The organism is Micromonospora sp. NPDC049139, from assembly GCF_055586845.1.
Genome location: NZ_JBVJHK010000001.1, coordinates 748102 through 764127, shown reverse-complemented (window position 1 = coordinate 764127; position 16026 = coordinate 748102). Strand labels below are relative to the sequence as shown.

Below are 16026 nucleotides of genomic sequence, written 5' to 3'. Positions count from 1 at the left end.
ACCGCCCGGGCCGACGACACCGCCCCGGCGGGCCACGTCGCCCCGGCCGACCCGCCGCCGGTGTCCGAGCGGGCCGGCCGGTCGTCGGGCCGGCGGGCGGAACTCGGCCGGCTGGCGGAGGTCGCCGCCCTCGTCGGCCTCGTGGTGACTCAGCCGCTGCTGGACGTCCTCGGCCGCAGCCCGGACTTCTTCCTGTTCCACCGGGCGGACCGGCGCGAGATCCTGCTGCTGGTCGCGCTGGTCGTGCTGGTGCCCACGGCGGCCGTGGCGCTGCTCGGCGCGCTGTCCCGGCTGGCCGGGCGGGCCGCCCGCTCGGTGACGCACACCCTGCTGGTCGGGCTCCTGCTCGCCGCCCTGGCCGTGCAGGTGGGCCGGCACGGTACGCCGCTGCGGGGCGTACCGCTGCTGCTGGTGGCGGCGGTGGCCGGCGCCGCCGGGGCGGTCGCGCACCGGCGGTGGCGCGCGCCCGGGCGGGTGCTGCGGCTGGCCGCCGCCGGCCCGCTGCTCTTCGTGGGGTTGTTCCTGTTCGCCTCGCCCACCTCCACGGTGGTGTTGCCCGGCGGCGAGGGCGGCGCGGCCGGGACGGCCGGGCCCGGCAACCACCCGCCGGTCGTGGTGCTGGTCCTCGACGAGCTGCCGCTGGTCTCCCTGCTCGGACCGGACGGGCGGGTCGACGCCACCCGGTATCCGCACTTCGCCGAGTTGGCCGCCGGCTCCACCTGGTACCGCAACGCCACCGGCGTCGCCGGCTGGACGCCGTACGCGCTGCCGGCGATGCTCACCGGCCGGTACCCGCAGCGCGCGGCGGCGCCGCACTACTCGCAGTACCCGGACAACCTCTTCACCGCCTTCGGCGGCCTGTACGACATCCGCGCGGAGGAGAGCATCACCCGGCTCTGCCCGCCCAGCCGGTGCGAGTCGCCGGTCACCCCGGAGCAGGGGATGGGCGTGCTCGTCCGGGAGACCGGCGGACTGCTGCGCCGCCTCGCCGGCCCCGTGGACAGCCGGGTCGACCCGGAGGACTCCTACCGGGAGCGCACCCGAGCCGAGGCGGGCATCGACGACGCCGAGCCGGTGCCGGCGGACCCGAAGTTCCGCTGGGACAGCCTGAACGCCAACCAGCCGGCCCGGTTCACCAGTTTCCTGGCCGGACTGCGGCCGGCGTCCCGGCCGACGCTGCACTTCCTGCACCTGCTGATGCCGCACCCCCCGTGGACGTACCTGCCGTCCGGAACGCGCTACGACGCCCCGGAGGACCTGCCGAACGACGGCGACGGCTGGGTGGAGCTGGCCCACCGGCGCCACCTCGCGCAGCTCGGCTACACCGACCGGCTGATCGGGGAGACCCTGCGCACCCTGCGGGCGCGCGGCCTCTACGACGAGGCCCTGCTGGTGGTCACCGCCGACCACGGGGTCAGCTTCACCAAGGGCGCCCAGGGGCGCGGGATGGACGCCCTCCGGGCCGCCCCGGACGAGGTTGCCTGGGTGCCGATGTTCGTCAAGACCCCGGGGCAGCGCGCCGGGCGGGTCGACGACCGGAACTGGCAGCACGTCGACCTGCTGCCCACGATCGCCGACGAGGCCGCCATCCGGCTGCCGTGGCGGGTCGACGGCCGGTCCGCCCGCGAGGCCCCGCGCGCCGAGACGGGCAAGGTCTTCTACGACCGCCCCGGGGAACCGACGCCCATCCCCGGCGGCGTGCCGGCCCCGCCCGCGCCGCCCGCGCCCCACCCGCTCGTGGGCACCGCCGTCGGCGACCGTCCGAACGGCGGCACCGCCCGCGTCGCCGACCTGTCCGCGTTCCGGGCCGTCGACCCGGACACCGGGCGGCTGCCGGCGGCGGTCTGGGGCGACGTGCCGGACGAGGTGCCCGACGGCACCCTGCTGGCGGTCGCCGTCAACGGCCGGGTCGGCGCCGTCGTCCCGGTGGTCCCCCGGGACGCCGGTGGCCGCCGCTTCGCCGCCCTGGTCGCCGACGACCGGCTCTTCCACGCCGGGGCGAACCGGCTGGACGTCTACCGCGTCGCCGCCGACGGGACGCTGCACCGCCTCGACCTGTCCTGAGCCGCCGCGGCCCGCCCGCGACGGGCGCCCTGCCCTCCGCGACGCGCGCCCTCCCGCCTGCGCCGGGCGGCCGGCCCATCGGTAGCGTTCCCATGCTCACGCGGCACCGGCGGCCCCGACGTGCCCGAAATGGATGGGGTTTCCCGGCCCGCTGGTCGGGAATCGGGTGACGCAGACCTCACCGCCGAACCACGGCGGGCGGTATCCCCGCGACCGCGATTACGGTAAAAGCGAAGGCAATTCAACGCAGATCTGCCGGCGAAGCGAGGAACCACATGACGGAAGTCAAGCTCGATCACCCCGGTGGGCAGCTTTCGATGCCGGTGCAATCCGCGGTCGAGGGCCCCGCCGGCATCGGGGTGGGCAAGCTGCTCAAGGAAACCGGGATGACGACGTACGACCCCGGTTTCGTCAACACCGCGGCCTGCTCGTCCGCGATCACCTACATCGACGGCGACGCGGGGATCCTGCGTTACCGCGGGTACCCGATCGAGCAGCTCGCGGAGAAGTCCTCGTTCCTGGAGGTCTCCTACCTGCTGATCTACGGTGAGCTGCCGAGCCAGCAGCAGCTGACCGAGTTCTCCGAGCGGATCCGGCGGCACTCCCTGCTGCACGAGGAGATGCGCCGCTTCTTCGACGGCTTCCCGCGCGACGCGCACCCGATGGCGGTGCTCTCCTCGGCCGTGAGCGCCATCTCGACCTTCTACCAGGACAGCCTGGACCCGTTCGACGCCTCGCACGTCGAGATGTCCACGGTCCGGCTGATGGCGAAGGTCCCCACCATCGCCTCGTACGCCTACAAGAAGTCGATCGGCCAGCCGCTGCTGTACCCGGACAACTCGCTGGGCTACGTGGAGAACTTCCTGCGGATGACCTTCGGCGTGCCGGCGGAGCCGTACGAGGTCGACCCGGTGGTGGCCAAGGTGCTGGACATGCTGTTCATCCTGCACGCCGACCACGAGCAGAACTGCTCCACCTCGACCGTGCGGCTGGTCGGCTCCAGCAACGCCAACCTCTTCGCCTCGGTCTCGGCGGGCGTGAACGCGCTCTTCGGCCCGCTGCACGGCGGCGCCAACCAGGCCGTGCTGGAGATGCTGGAGAAGATCCAGGCCGACGGCGGCGACGTCGCGTCCTTCGTCCGCAAGGTGAAGGACAAGCAGGACGGCGTGAAGCTGATGGGCTTCGGCCACCGGGTCTACAAGAACTACGACCCGCGCGCGGCGATCGTGAAGAACGCGGCCCAGGACGTGCTCGGCCGGATGGCCAAGCCGGACCCGCTGCTGGACATCGCGATGCAGCTCGAGGAGATCGCGCTGGCCGACGACTTCTTCGTATCCCGCAAGCTCTACCCGAACGTGGACTTCTACACCGGCCTGATCTACAAGGCCATGGGCTTCCCGACCAAGATGTTCACGGTGCTCTTCGCGCTGGGCCGGCTTCCCGGCTGGATCGCCCAGTGGCGCGAGATGATCAACGACCCGGAGACCAAGATCGGCCGCCCGCGGCAGATCTACACCGGCTCCCCGGAGCGGGCGTACGCCCCGTTCTCGGAGCGCTGACCTCCGCCGTACCACGCCGAAGGCCGCCGACCCGCACCGGGTCGGCGGCCTTCGCCGTCTCCACGCCCATCGGGCCCCGCCGCGTCGCCCGCCGGTTAGGAAGGGCCCCTTCCTCTACCGAAAGCGTTAGGAAGGTGCCCTTCCTTACTTCTCAGCGCAGGCCGGCGGCGGCCAGCAGGTTGCCCTCCGCGATGGCCGGCAGGGCGCGGCCCCGGGCCATCCGCTCGGCGGCCCGCGCGGCGGTGAATGCCGGCGCCGTGGCGATCGCCGCGGCGTAGGCAGCGGCCGTGCGGTGCGCGATCGCCGTCCAGCCGTACCGCTCGTGGACCATGGCGTGGGCGCGGCGGGCCAGCTCGCGGGCCCGCTCCCGGTCCGACAGCAGGGCGTGCACGGCGTCGGTCAGCCCGTCCGGATCGTGTGGCCGGAAGGTCATCCCGGTGACGCCCGGCTCGACGATCTCGGCCAGCCCGCCGGTCGCGGCGACCGCCAGGGGCGCGCCGGCGGCGGCGCCCTCCAGGGCCACCATGCCGAACGGCTCGTAGATGCTCGGCACCGCGAAGCAGTCCGACGCGGCCATCACCGCGGGCAGGTCGGTGCCGCCGAGGAAGCCCGGGAGGCTGACCGTGCCGGCCAGGCCGAGACGGTGCACCTCCGCCTCCAGCTCGCCGCGGTACGGGCCGTCGCCGACGATGACCGCGCGCAGCCCGGGGTGCCGCTCGCGCAGCCGGGGGAGCCCGGCGATCAGGTGCTGCACGCCCTTCTCGTAGACCAGCCGGCCGGCGAAGGTGACCAGTGGGCCGTCCCCGGCGAACCGGGCGCGGGCCTGCGCCACCGCGGCCGCCGGCGCCCGCCAGCGGTGCGGCTCCACGCCGTTGGGCACCACGTCGACCCGGCCGGCCGGCACGCCGAACAGCCCGGTCACCTCGTCGCGCATGTAGCCGGAGCAGACGATCACCCGTCCGGACTCGCCGGCCAACCAGTGCTCGACGCCGTGGATGGTGCGGTTCATCTCCTCCGGCAGCCAGCCCTGGTGCCGGCCGGCCTCGGTGGCGTGGATGGTGCTGACCAGCGGGATGTCCAGGTGCTCGCGCAGGGTCATCGCGGTGTGCGCGACGAGCCAGTCGTGGGCGTGGATGACGTCGTACGTGCCGGCCTCGGTGGCGCGCAGGGCGGCCCGGGTGAGGGTGTGGTTGAACGCCATGGTCCAGGCGAGCAGGGAGGAGGTGGCCAGCGGGAAGGTGACCGGATCCTCGGCGGCGCGCACGATGCGGACGCCGTCGGCGTACTCCTCCAGGGGCGCGCCGTCGGCGTGCCGGGTGACGACGGTGACCTCGTGCCCGGCGGCGGCCAGGGCCACCGACAGGGCGTGCACGTGCCGGCCGAGCCCGCCCACGAGCACGGGCGGGTACTCCCAGGAGAGCATCAGGATGCGGCGGGTCTGCGGGGGCGTGCCCGGCCCGGCGTGCGCCGGGACCTGGGGCCGGGAGGTGAGGGTGGGCCGGTGGACCCGACCCGGGGAGGTGGTGGGCTGCTCGCCGACCCGCAGGGTCGTCACATCAATCTCCGTCCATGCATGAAGGTGCGCGCCGGCAGCGGTGGCGGCGAGACAGTGGTGGGGGTGGCCGAGGGGCCGAGGGAAGACGCGCGGGCGCGTCCCGTGAACAAGCAAAGGGCATCGCGGTCGATCCCGCATCTCGAAAAGGGACAAGGTGACGGAAGACACCCGCAGCTCCAACCCGAATCGGTCGGGTGGATTCCGGGCAGCCACCGAAGGGTGGACCGCAACCGCCGAACGGTGGACGGGGCGCCGAGCCCGTGCGGCGAGCCCCGACGCGGGCGCCACCGACGACACCGGCCGCCGACCACGGGTGCGGGGTCGGCGGCCGGTGTCGTGGGCCGGTTGGGGAGCCGTCGGGCCGCTCAGTGGTAGTCGTCCTCCTCGCGGGCGGTGTCCGGCAGGCTTCCGAGCACCTTGTTGATCACGTGGATCCGGGCGCCGGCGGCCCGGTAGTCCGCGCAGACCGTCTCGGCCCGGTCGGCCAGCCGGGCCCCCGGCTCGGCCGCGGTGACGGCGAGGGTGCTGCCCGCGAGGGTGGTGACGGAGCCGGCGGCCACCAGTTCGGCGGCCGAGCGCGCCCCGCCGACCAGGTGCTCCTTCAGCAGCCCCCGCAGCGTGTCGGTGTCCTTGAGCAGCAGGTGGTCCAGGTTGGCGGTGGAGAACTTGGCCCGGAAGGCGTCGTCGGTCGGGGCGAGGATGGTCAGCCCACCGGCGGCCGACAACTCCTCGGCCATCCCGGTGGCCCGGACCGCCGCCTCGAACGTGGTGAGCACGGGAATCCAGGTGAGGGCCTGGTCGGGCGACTGGCCCACCAGCGAGCCCGGGCTACCCGGCTCGGCCCCCGAGGGCAGCACGTCGCACAGCGGTCCGGTGACCGCGACCGGTGTGGCGTCGCCGGTGCGGTCCGTCGCGGCGGGCGTCTCCTCCTGCGAGCTGGTGCACCCGGTCACCGCGACCAGGAGGGCCAGCGCAGCCCCGGCCACCGCCCGCCGGCGGCGGGCGACCCGGGACCGGTTTCCGGAGCACGGCCCCGGGGTGAGGGTGTCGGGCACGGTCTTCTCCACTTCGGAACGGGTGCGGGTGGTGCCGGCAGGTCGGCGGGCGGCCGACCTGCCGGCACCGCGTTCGGGCGGAACTCAGCAGGTCACAGACGCGCGCACTGGCCGAAGTTCGGACCCCGTACGGAGTTGGTGACCTCCATGTTCGTCGGCTCGGGGGAGTTGCCGGCGCAGGCCAGCGGACCGTTGACGGTGTTGCCGGCCACCAGCGGCGCCACGCCCTTGCTGTCGGTCACGCTGACCGGCCCGGTCACCTCGTTGCCGACCAGGACGACCGGGCCGCTGGTGCCGGTGGCGCGCACCGGACCCTCGACCGTGCTGTCGGTCATGACGACCCCGGCGGCGCCGGTGGCGTTCACCGGACCGTCGATCGAGCTGCCGTTGACGATCAGCGTGGCGCCGGGCCGCACCTGGATCGAACCCCGGACGGTGGCCCCGTCCAGGCAGGCGACGCCGGAGACGACCAGCGTGCCGTCGTGGGTGCCGGTCAGGGTGGGCGCGATCCGCTCGCCGGCGACCAGGCCCTCGACGGCCTGCTCGTCGAGCAGCAGCGGGATCAGGCCCCGCTGCGGCTGGGACAGCGGCACCAGGTAGCCGTCGGCGACCTTGATCACCTTCCAGCCGTGGGCGGCGATGCGCTGGGCCGCCGTGGTGCGCTTGCCGGCCGGGCCGTCGGTACGCTCACCGTGGTACTGCTCCTCGGTCAGCTTGTACGCGCACGGCGGCTGGTCGAGGATCCGCTCCGGGGTGGGGGCGTCCACGGGCGGCGGGGCCTCACCCGGGTGCGGGGCGGGGTAGGCCTCGATCGCCCGGGAGCCCCGGAACACGATCCGTCCCTCGTTGGCGGACTGGAACGTGATCGCCTCGGCGCGGGCCTTGGTGATGTCCTTGACGTTGGCGCCGTGGTACTTGAAGAACTCGTTGAACGTCCACAGCGCGGAGTACGTCTTGCGTCGGCGGTTGTTCGCGGTGTTGCTCTCGTCGGGCCGCGTCGGGCCACCGGAGCTGCGCAGCTCCAGCAGGGAGTTGACGACGTTCTTCAGGCCGAGGGTGTTACGCAGGATGGTCTCTTCGCTCAGGCCCACCGTGGCGTTGGAGGTGCAGCCGTACGGGCACGCCCACCAGCCGTCCTGGGCGCCCTGGGCGTACATGTGGCCTTCGATCATCTCCTGCGACTCGTCGAAGATTCCCTGCGCCACGTTCTGGTGCCGGGGCGGCAGCATCGGCAGGTCACCGGCGTTGGTGTTGCCGTACTCGTGGCCGTCGTAGCCGGCGACCGGCCGGTAGTCGCGGACCATCTCGGCGAGGGAGTGGGTCTCCGGCTGGCGGATCAGCGAGTGGTCCCGGTTCAGGTCCTGACCGGTGGAGTTGCCCCGGGTGTTGGCGGCCCGCCCGTCGCCGTTGAGCGTCGGCACGATCAGCATGGTGGTCTTCGACAGCAGGTCGAGGGTCTTGCTGTCCTTGGTGAAGGCCAACTGCCGGGCCATGATCAGGCAGGCCTCGCGGTCGCCCGGCTCGTTGCCGTGCACGTTGCAGTTGACCATCAGGGGGTTGGTCGCGGCCACGGCCTCCGGGGTCGCCGGCGGCTTGGGGTAGCCGATGACCAGCATGTTGATCGGCCGGTCCTGGACGGTGCGGCCGATCTCCACCACGCGAACGCGGTCGCTGGCCGCGTCGATGGCGGCGGTGTACGCGTACTCGTTGACGTCGCTGGTGTACTGGGCGCCCAGCGTGTCCTCCCACTGGGTGCGGAGGTTCTCACCCGGGGCGGCCGGGTCGCCCCAGTGGGCCCTGGTGGTGCCGCTGACCGGCGTCGAGTAGGGCTGGGCCTCGGTGCCGAACCGGGCCCGGACCCGCCACTGGAAGCCGTTGCCCGGTACGAAGCCGGCGTCGGCGAAGGTCGGCGCGGTGTTGTTGACCTGGCGGTTCGGGCGCCAGACGCCGACGATGACGGGCGTGCCGTCCCCGGTCAGCGGGGTCCGCTCGATCTGGTAGTCGGTGGCCCCTTCTACCCGGGTCCACGCCAGCGTGGCGTACCCGTCGCCCTGCACGACCGTGAGGCCCTGCACCTGGTTCGGCTCCGCCTGCTGAAGGGCCGCGCTCGGCTGCCCGTGCGCCTGCCCGGGCACCGCCGTCGCCACGAGGGTGGCGGCGAGCAGGGCGGAGAACACACCGGCCGTTGTCCGTCTGTATCTCAAAAGGGATCTCCAAACAGGAGGGATGGCTGGGGTGCGCCCAGCACACCCGCACTCGGCCCACCGTTGGCCCGCCCCCTGCGTTTCTTGAGGATCATCTGAGGTTTCCGACCTGTTCACCGCCGTCGGCGGGCGGTCGCGGACACCCGGGTCGCTCACCGGCCGTCGTCATCCCGCGCGCAGCCGGTAGCCGACGCCCCGGACCGTCTCGACCAGGCCGGCGTCGTCGAGCTTGCCCCGCAGGGCCGCGACGTGCACGTCGAGGTTGTGCCGGGTCCCCCAGGTGGTCTGCCAGACGTCCAACTGCAACCGGTCCCGGGGCACCACCGCGCCGGCCTGCCGGGCCAGCGCCACCAGCAGGTCGAACTCCTTGCGGGCCAGGCTGACCTCCCGGTCGCCCACCCAGACCCGCCGGGCGTTGACGTCGATGCGCAGCGTGCCGACCCGCAACTGGCTCGTGGTCCGGGCGCTGCGGACGGTACGCCGCATCACCGCCTCGATGCGGGCCTGCAACTCCACCATCGAGAACGGCTTGACGACGTAGTCGTCGGCGCCGGCCCGCAGGCCGGCCACCAGGTCGTACTCCTCGGCACGGGCGCTGACCGCGATGATGGCGACGTCCTCGTCGGCCTGACGAAGCCGCCGGCACACCTCCAGGCCGTCCCGGTCGGGCAGGTTGAGGTCCAGCAGGACCAGGTCGACCGGGTCAGCCCGGATCGCTTCGGCGGCCGTCAGCGCCGGCACCACCTCGTATCCCCGGCGGCGCAGGGCCTTGGTGAGGGCAGACGCCACGCGTAGGTCGTCTTCCACCAGGAGAATCCGCACGTACATCCCCCTCGGACCTCGTCCCAGCCGGGTCCTGCGAGTCTGTCCGATGATCAACACCCTGACCAGTGCGGATGCAAGATCGTAACCGCGGCGCTCGGTCCGTGCGGTGGGGTGCGCCGGCGGGTATCGGTCGGGTGGATTCCGGTCATCCGCCGATCGGGTGGATTGGCGGCCGAACCCGCGGGGCAATACCGGCACGCGTGTCGCCCGGCCCCCGCCGTGTGGTGCGCTCATGGTGCGGTGCGCGCTCATGATCTTGGGCCGAAGGAGCGACATGCAGGTCTGGCCGGGTGAGCGGTATCCCCTGGGGGCCGCCTACGACGGGATGGGCACCAACTTCGCGATCTTCTCCGAGGTGGCCGAGCGGGTCGAGCTGTGCCTGTTCGACGAGGGGGAGACCGGGGCGGAACGGCGCGTCGAGCTGCGCGAGGTCGACGCCTACGTCTGGCACGCGTACATCCCGGGCGTCGAGCCGGGGCAGCGGTACGGCTACCGCGTGCACGGGCCGTACGACCCCGCGAACGGGCTGCGCTGCAACCCGCACAAGCTGCTGCTCGACCCGTACGCCAAGGCGGTCGACGGCGACGTGCGGTGGGACCCGGCGGTCTACGACTACGAGCACGGCGACCCGGAGCGGATGAACACCACCGATTCGGCGCCGTTCGTGCCGAGGTCGGTGGTGGTGAACCCGTACTTCGACTGGGGCAACGACAGGCCGCCGCGCACCCCGTACCACCACTCGGTGATCTACGAGGCGCACGTGCGCGGCCTGACCATGCGCCACCCCGACATCCCCGAGGAGCTGCGCGGCACGTACGCCGGCCTGGCCTCCCCGCCGATGATCGAGCACCTGACGACGCTCGGGGTGACCGCCGTCGAGCTGATGCCCGTGCACCAGTTCGTGCACGACCACCGCCTCGCGGACCTGGGGCTGCGCAACTACTGGGGCTACAACACCATCGGCTTCTTCGCCCCGCACCACGGCTACTCCGCGTGGGGTCGCCTGGGCCAGCAGGTGCAGGAGTTCCGGGGCATGGTCAAGGCGCTGCACGCCGCCGGGATCGAGGTCATCCTCGACGTGGTCTACAACCACACCGCCGAGGGCAACCACCTCGGCCCGACGCTGAGCTTCAAGGGCGTCGACAACCCCAGCTACTACCGGCTGAGCGAGGAGGATCGACGCCGCTACGTCGACTACACCGGCACCGGGAACAGCCTCAACGTGCGCAGCCCGCACTCGCTCCAGCTGATCATGGATTCGCTGCGCTACTGGGTGACCGAGATGCACGTCGACGGCTTCCGCTTCGACCTCGCGGCGACCCTGGCCCGCGAGTTCTACGAGGTCGACCGCCTCTCCACCTTCTTCGAGGTGGTGCAGCAGGACCCGGTGGTCAGCCAGGTCAAGCTCATCGCCGAGCCGTGGGACGTCGGCCCCGGCGGCTACCAGGTGGGCAACTTCCCGCCGGTGTGGACCGAGTGGAACGGCAAGTACCGCGACACCGTGCGCGACTTCTGGCGCGGCGAGCCGGCCACCCTGGCCGAGTTCGCGTCCCGCATCTCCGGCTCCGCCGACCTCTACCAGGACGACGGGCGTCGACCGTTCCACAGCATCAACTTCGTCACCTGCCACGACGGGTTCACCCTCACCGACCTGGTCTCGTACGACGACAAGCACAACGAGGCCAACGGGGAGGAGAACCGGGACGGCGAGAGCCACAACCGGTCGTGGAACTGCGGGGTCGAGGGGGACACCGACGACCCGGCGGTGCTGGCCCTGCGGGCACGGCAGCGGCGCAACTTCCTGGCCACCCTGGTGCTCTCCCAGGGCGTGCCGATGATCGGCCACGGCGACGAGCTGGGCCGCACCCAGCGCGGCAACAACAACGCGTACTGCCAGGACAGCGAGCTGGCGTGGGTCGACTGGGAGCACGCCGACGCCGACCTGCTGGAGTTCACCCGCAAGCTGGTCGCCTTCCGCCGTCGCCACCAGGTGTTCCGCCGCCGCCGCTTCTTCACCGGCCTGCCGGTGCGTTCCCGGCTGGTCGACGAGCCCCTGCCCGACCTGGCCTGGTACACCCCCGACGGGCGGGAGATGACCGGCGAGGACTGGGGCAACGACTTCGGCCGCTCCGTCGCGCTCTTCGTCAACGGCGAGGGCATCCGCGAGCGCGGCCAGTACGGCCAGCGCCACGTGGACAGCTCCTTCCTGCTCTGCTTCAACGCCCACGACGCGCCGCTGGACTTCACCGTGCCCGGGCCCGAGTTCGGCCGACGCTGGGAGCTGGTGATCAGCACGGTCGAACCGGAACCGGAGAAGACCACCGTGGTCGAGGCGGGCGGCATCTTGGGCGTGCCGGACCGCTGCGTGGTGGTGCTGGAGAGGACGGCCTGACATGTCGACCACCCCTCGACCGGTCGCGTCCCGGGTCGGCGCCACCTACCGGGTGCAGGTCCGCCCCGGCTTCGACCTGGACGCCACCGCCGGCCTCGCCGACTACCTGGCCGACCTGGGCGTCACCCACCTCTACAGCGCGCCCCTGCTGACCGCCACCCCGGGCTCCGCGCACGGCTACGACGTGGTCGACCACCGGGCGGTCAACCCGGAGCTGGGCGGCGAGGCGGGCCGGCGGCGGCTGCTGCGCGCCCTGCGGGCGGCCGGCCTCGGCCTGGTCGTGGACATCGTGCCCAACCACGCCGGGGTGGCCGTGCCCGCCGCCAACCCCGCCTGGTGGGACGTGCTGCGCCGGGGCCGCGAGTCGGCGTACGCCGGCTGGTTCGACATCGACTGGGACGCCGGCCGGCTGCTGCTGCCGGTGCTGGCCGACGCCCCGGACGCCCTCGACGACCTCAAGCTCGCCGACGGGGAGCTGCGCTACCACGAGCACCGCTTCCCGGTCGTCGAGGGCACCGGCGACGGCAGCGTCCGCGAGGTGCACGACCGGCAGCACTACGAGCTGGTCTCCTGGCGGCGCGGCGACGCCGAGCTGACGTACCGCCGGTTCTTCGCCGTCTCCGACCTCGCCGGGCTGCGGGTGGAGGACCCGGCGGTCTTCGCCGCCACCCACGAGCTGGTCCTGCGCTGGGTGTCGGCCGGGGAGGTCGACGGCATCCGCGTCGACCACCCGGACGGGCTGCGCGACCCGGCCGGCTACCTGGCCCGGTTGCGCGCCGCCGCCCCCGCGGCCTGGCTGGTGGTGGAGAAGATCCTGGAGTACGGCGAGGAGCTGCCATCCTGGCCGGTGGACGGCACCACCGGCTACGACGCCCTCGCCGCCGTCTGCGGGCTCTTCGTCGATCCCGACGCGGAGGCCGACTTCACCGCGCTGGACACCCGGTTGACCGGCCGGCGCACCTCCTGGGAGGACCTCACCCACGACACGAAGCTCGCCGCCGCCACCCGGCTGCTGTCGGCCGAGCTGACCCGGCTGGCCGCGCTCGCCCCCGACGTCGACCGCGAGGCGGCCCGCGCGGCGCTGGCCGAGCTGGCTGCCGCGTTCCCCGTCTACCGGGGCTATCCGCCCGAGGGCGCCCGGCACCTGGCCGCTGCCCGCGCCGAGGCCGGCCGCCGCCGCCCCGACCTGGCCGGCGCGCTCGACGCGGTCACCCGCCGACTGCGCGATCCGGACGACGAGTTGGCGAGGCGCTTCCCGCAGTTCACCGGCGCGGTGATGGCCAAGGGGGTGGAGGACACCGCCTTCTACCGCTGGAGCCGCTTCGTCGCGCGCAACGAGGTCGGCGGCAGCCCCGCCCACTTCGGCACGCCGCCGGCGGAGTTCCACCGCTTCGCCGCCGCCCGGCAGGTGCGCTGGCCGGCGAGCATGACCACCCTCTCCACCCACGACACCAAGCGCTCCGAGGATGTCCGTGCCCGGCTCGCGGTGCTCAGCGAACTGCCGGGGCGCTGGGCCGACCTGGTCGCGCGGTGGACGGCCCGCGCGCCGCTGCCCGACCCGGCCTTCGCGCACCTGCTCTGGCAGACCGCCGTCGGCGCCTGGCCGATCGGGCGGGAGCGGCTGCACGCGTACGCCGAGAAGGCCGCCCGGGAGGCGTCGGTGTCGACGAGCTGGGCCGACCCCGACCCCGTCTTCGAGCGGGCCATGCACGCCGTGGTCGACACGATGTACGACGACCCGGAGCTGCACGCCGAGCTGACCGCGTTCGCCGCCGAGATCACCCCGGCCGGCTGGTCCAACTCCCTCGGGCAGAAGCTGGTGCAGCTCGCCATGCCCGGGGTGCCGGACACCTACCAGGGCACCGAGCTGTGGGACAACTCCCTGGTCGACCCCGACAACCGCCGCCCGGTCGACTTCGCCGTACGCCGGCAACTGCTCGCCGACCTCGACGGCGGCCCGCTTCCGCCGGTCGACGCCGGCGGGGCGGCGAAGCTGCTGGTGGTGTCGCGGACCCTGCGGCTGCGCTGCGACCGCCCGGAGCTGTTCACCGGCTATCGGCCGGTGCCGGCGCACGGGCGCGCCGGGCGGCACGCGGTGGCCTTCGACCGGGGCGGCGCGGTCGCGGTCGCCACCCGGCTGCCGCTCGGACTGGCCCGCGCCGGCGGCTGGGACGACACGGTCCTGTCACTTCCCGTTCACGAGCTGACCGACCTGTTCACCGGCCGGGTCTACAGTGGCGGGGAGACCCGTCTGGCCGACCTGCTGGCCACCTATCCCGTCGCGCTGCTGGCTCCCACCCCCGAGTCCGTGGAGGCTGCGTCATGACCGAATTCGCGGTGTGGGCGCCGCAGGCCGCCCGGGTCCGGCTGCGCCTGCCGGGCGTCGCCGACCACGAGATGCGTTCCGGTCCCGGCGGCTGGTGGCGGGTCGAGGTGCCCGCCACCGGCCCCGGCACCGACTACGCCTTCCTCCTCGACGACGACGAGCGGGCGCTGCCCGACCCCCGGTCGGCCTGGCAGCCGGCGGGGGTGCACGGGCCGAGCCGGCTCTACGACCACGCGGCGTTCGAGTGGACCGACCGCGCCTGGACCGGCCGGCAACTGCCCGGCAGCGTCCTCTACGAGCTGCACGTCGGCACCTTCACCCCGGAGGGCACCTTCGACGCCGCCATCGGCCGCCTCGACCACCTGGTCGACCTCGGCGTCGACATGATCGAGCTGCTCCCGGTCAACGCCTTCAACGGCGAGCACAACTGGGGCTACGACGGCGTCTGCTGGTATGCCCCGCACCAGCCGTACGGCGGCCCGGACGGCCTGAAACGGCTGGTCGACGCCGCCCACGGCAAGGGTCTGGGGGTGATCCTCGACGTCGTCTACAACCATTTCGGGCCCTCCGGGGCCTACGCGCCGATGTTCGCGCCGTACCTCACCGAGCAGAGCAACACCTGGGGCCGCACGGTCAACCTCGACGGCCCACACTCCGACGGCGTCCGCCGCTACATCGTCGACAGCGTGCTGATGTGGCTGCGTGACTACCACGTCGACGGGCTGCGGCTCGACGCCGTGCACGCCATGCCCGACAGCCGCGCCACCCACCTGCTGGAGCAGGTGGCCGTGGAGGTGGAGTCGCTGGCCACCCACCTCGGCCGGCCGCTGTCGCTGATCGCCGAGTCCGACCTCAACGACCCACGGCTCATCACCCCACGGGAGGCCGGCGGCTACGGCCTGCACGCCCAGTGGAACGACGACGCCCACCACGCCCTGCACACCCTGCTCACGGGCGAGCGGCAGGGCTACTACGGCGACTTCGGCTCCCTGGAATGCCTCACCGACGTGCTGACCGGCGGCTTCTTCCACGCCGGCACCTGGTCCAGCTTCCGCAACCGGCACCACGGGCGGCCGGTGGACCGGCAGCGCACCCCGGGGCACCGGTTCGTGGCGTACCTGCAGAACCACGACCAGATCGGCAACCGGGCCACCGGCGACCGGATCTCCGCCACGCTCTCCCCGGGGCTGCTGCGGGTGGGCGCGACGCTGCTGTTCACCGCGCCCTTCACGCCGATGCTGTTCATGGGGGAGGAGTGGGCGGCCAGCACCCCGTGGCAGTTCTTCACCAGCCACCCCGAGCCCGAGCTGGCGACCGCCGTGGCCACCGGCCGTAAGCGGGAGTTCGCCGCGCACGGCTGGCCGGAGGGGGACGTGCCGGACCCGCAGGACCCGCATACGTTCGTCCGCTCCCGGCTCGACTGGGCCGAGCTGGACAAGCCCGAACACCGCGAGATGTACGACTTCCACCGGCGGCTCATCGCACTGCGCAAGAGCCGCCCCGACCTGTCCGACCCGCGGCTGAACCGGGTGGAGGCGCGCCACGGCGACCACTTCCTGGTGATGCGCCGGGGGGAGACGCTGGTGGTGGCGAACCTGGCCGCGAAGCCGCAGCGGATCACGCTGCCGGGGGTGGCGCGGCGGGTGCTGCTGGCCACGGGGGAGGGGGTCACGGTGATGCGGGACCGGATCGAACTGCCGGCCGAGACGGCGGCGGTCGTGGCGCTCTGAGGATCGCGCGACCTCGGAGACGTCACGCGGATGCGCCGCCCCGAAAGCCGGCCACGCTCTGGCGTCGAACCAGCAACGGTTGCTCGGCTTGCGCCAGGTGGTGGTCAGGACCAGACCAGCGGTGGGCAGGCGTACGCCGCCGGTTTCGAGGACCTACTCCGGCCGATGCGCCTGCTGCGAACGGTGGCGGCCCGACTGCCGCCCGCTGGTCGCTCCGATGAAGTCGGGCCGCGCTAGACAGGGAATCCGGCCTGAGACGCTCGTGCCGAGCGCAGCAGGCTAGCGAGGAGGATGGTGGTGCAGGCATCGGCTGAGT

9 protein-coding genes are annotated in these 16026 nt (G+C 73.1%); 5 read left to right on the top strand and 4 right to left on the bottom strand.

Annotated elements, in window-relative coordinates:
• Window positions 1-60 precede the first annotated feature (60 nt).
• On the top strand, window positions 61-2064 hold the full coding sequence (locus tag ACZ6Q9_RS03360; RefSeq protein WP_393450180.1) for a sulfatase-like hydrolase/transferase: 2004 nt from the start codon (window positions 61-63) through the stop codon (window positions 2062-2064).
• A 275-nt stretch (window positions 2065-2339) separates the two neighbouring features.
• Window positions 2340-3623, top strand: coding sequence for a citrate synthase (locus ACZ6Q9_RS03355; protein WP_393269835.1), 1284 nt, complete (start codon window positions 2340-2342; stop codon window positions 3621-3623).
• 151 nt (window positions 3624-3774) lie between these two features.
• Here ACZ6Q9_RS03355 and ACZ6Q9_RS03350 read toward each other — a convergent pair whose 3' ends face one another.
• The 4 genes from ACZ6Q9_RS03350 to ACZ6Q9_RS03335 form a co-directional block, all read right to left on the bottom strand.
• Entirely contained in the window at window positions 3775-5178 is a 1404-nt protein-coding gene (locus ACZ6Q9_RS03350) for a glycosyltransferase family 4 protein (protein ID WP_393269839.1), read from the bottom strand.
• A 365-nt stretch (window positions 5179-5543) separates the two neighbouring features.
• On the bottom strand, window positions 5544-6233 hold the full coding sequence (locus ACZ6Q9_RS03345) for a fasciclin domain-containing protein (RefSeq protein ID WP_396826562.1): 690 nt from the start codon (window positions 6231-6233) through the stop codon (window positions 5544-5546).
• A 92-nt stretch (window positions 6234-6325) separates the two neighbouring features.
• Window positions 6326-8437, bottom strand: a complete 2112-nt coding sequence (locus ACZ6Q9_RS03340) for a M14 family metallopeptidase (RefSeq protein WP_466021383.1) — start codon at window positions 8435-8437, stop codon at window positions 6326-6328.
• A 165-nt stretch (window positions 8438-8602) separates the two neighbouring features.
• Complete coding sequence (locus ACZ6Q9_RS03335; protein WP_393448922.1) at window positions 8603-9265, bottom strand: response regulator transcription factor; 663 nt, start codon at window positions 9263-9265, stop codon at window positions 8603-8605.
• A gap of 271 nt (window positions 9266-9536) precedes the next feature.
• On the opposite strand from ACZ6Q9_RS03335, the gene glgX reads away from it, so the two are divergent.
• Genes glgX through treZ form a run of 3 tightly spaced genes read left to right on the top strand, consistent with a single transcriptional unit; the run spans window position 9537 to window position 15710 of the window.
• Window positions 9537-11654 carry a glycogen debranching protein GlgX gene (glgX, locus tag ACZ6Q9_RS03330; RefSeq protein WP_393448925.1) on the top strand — a complete coding sequence of 706 codons (2118 nt, stop codon included), beginning with the start codon at window positions 9537-9539 and terminating at the stop codon, window positions 11652-11654.
• A 1-nt stretch (window position 11655) separates the two neighbouring features.
• A complete protein-coding gene (gene treY / locus ACZ6Q9_RS03325; RefSeq protein WP_396826567.1) occupies window positions 11656-13980 on the top strand; it encodes a malto-oligosyltrehalose synthase in 2325 nt (774 codons plus the stop codon).
• Entirely contained in the window at window positions 13977-15710 is a 1734-nt protein-coding gene (treZ, locus tag ACZ6Q9_RS03320) for a malto-oligosyltrehalose trehalohydrolase (RefSeq protein ID WP_393448931.1), read from the top strand. Before treY ends, treZ begins: the two co-directional genes overlap by 4 nt.
• Window positions 15711-16026 lie beyond the last annotated feature (316 nt).

Excerpts from the sequence above, each read along its gene's own strand:
- glgX (WP_393448925.1), top strand. The coding sequence starts at position 9,537 with ATGCAGGTCTGGCCGGGTGAGCGGTATCCCCTGGGGGCCGCCTACGAC.
- ACZ6Q9_RS03355 (WP_393269835.1), top strand. The coding sequence starts at position 2,340 with ATGACGGAAGTCAAGCTCGATCACCCCGGTGGGCAGCTTTCGATGCCG.
- treZ (WP_393448931.1), top strand. The coding sequence starts at position 13,977 with ATGACCGAATTCGCGGTGTGGGCGCCGCAGGCCGCCCGGGTCCGGCTG.
- ACZ6Q9_RS03335 (WP_393448922.1), bottom strand. The coding sequence starts at position 9,265 with ATGTACGTGCGGATTCTCCTGGTGGAAGACGACCTACGCGTGGCGTCT.
- treY (WP_396826567.1), top strand. The coding sequence starts at position 11,656 with ATGTCGACCACCCCTCGACCGGTCGCGTCCCGGGTCGGCGCCACCTAC.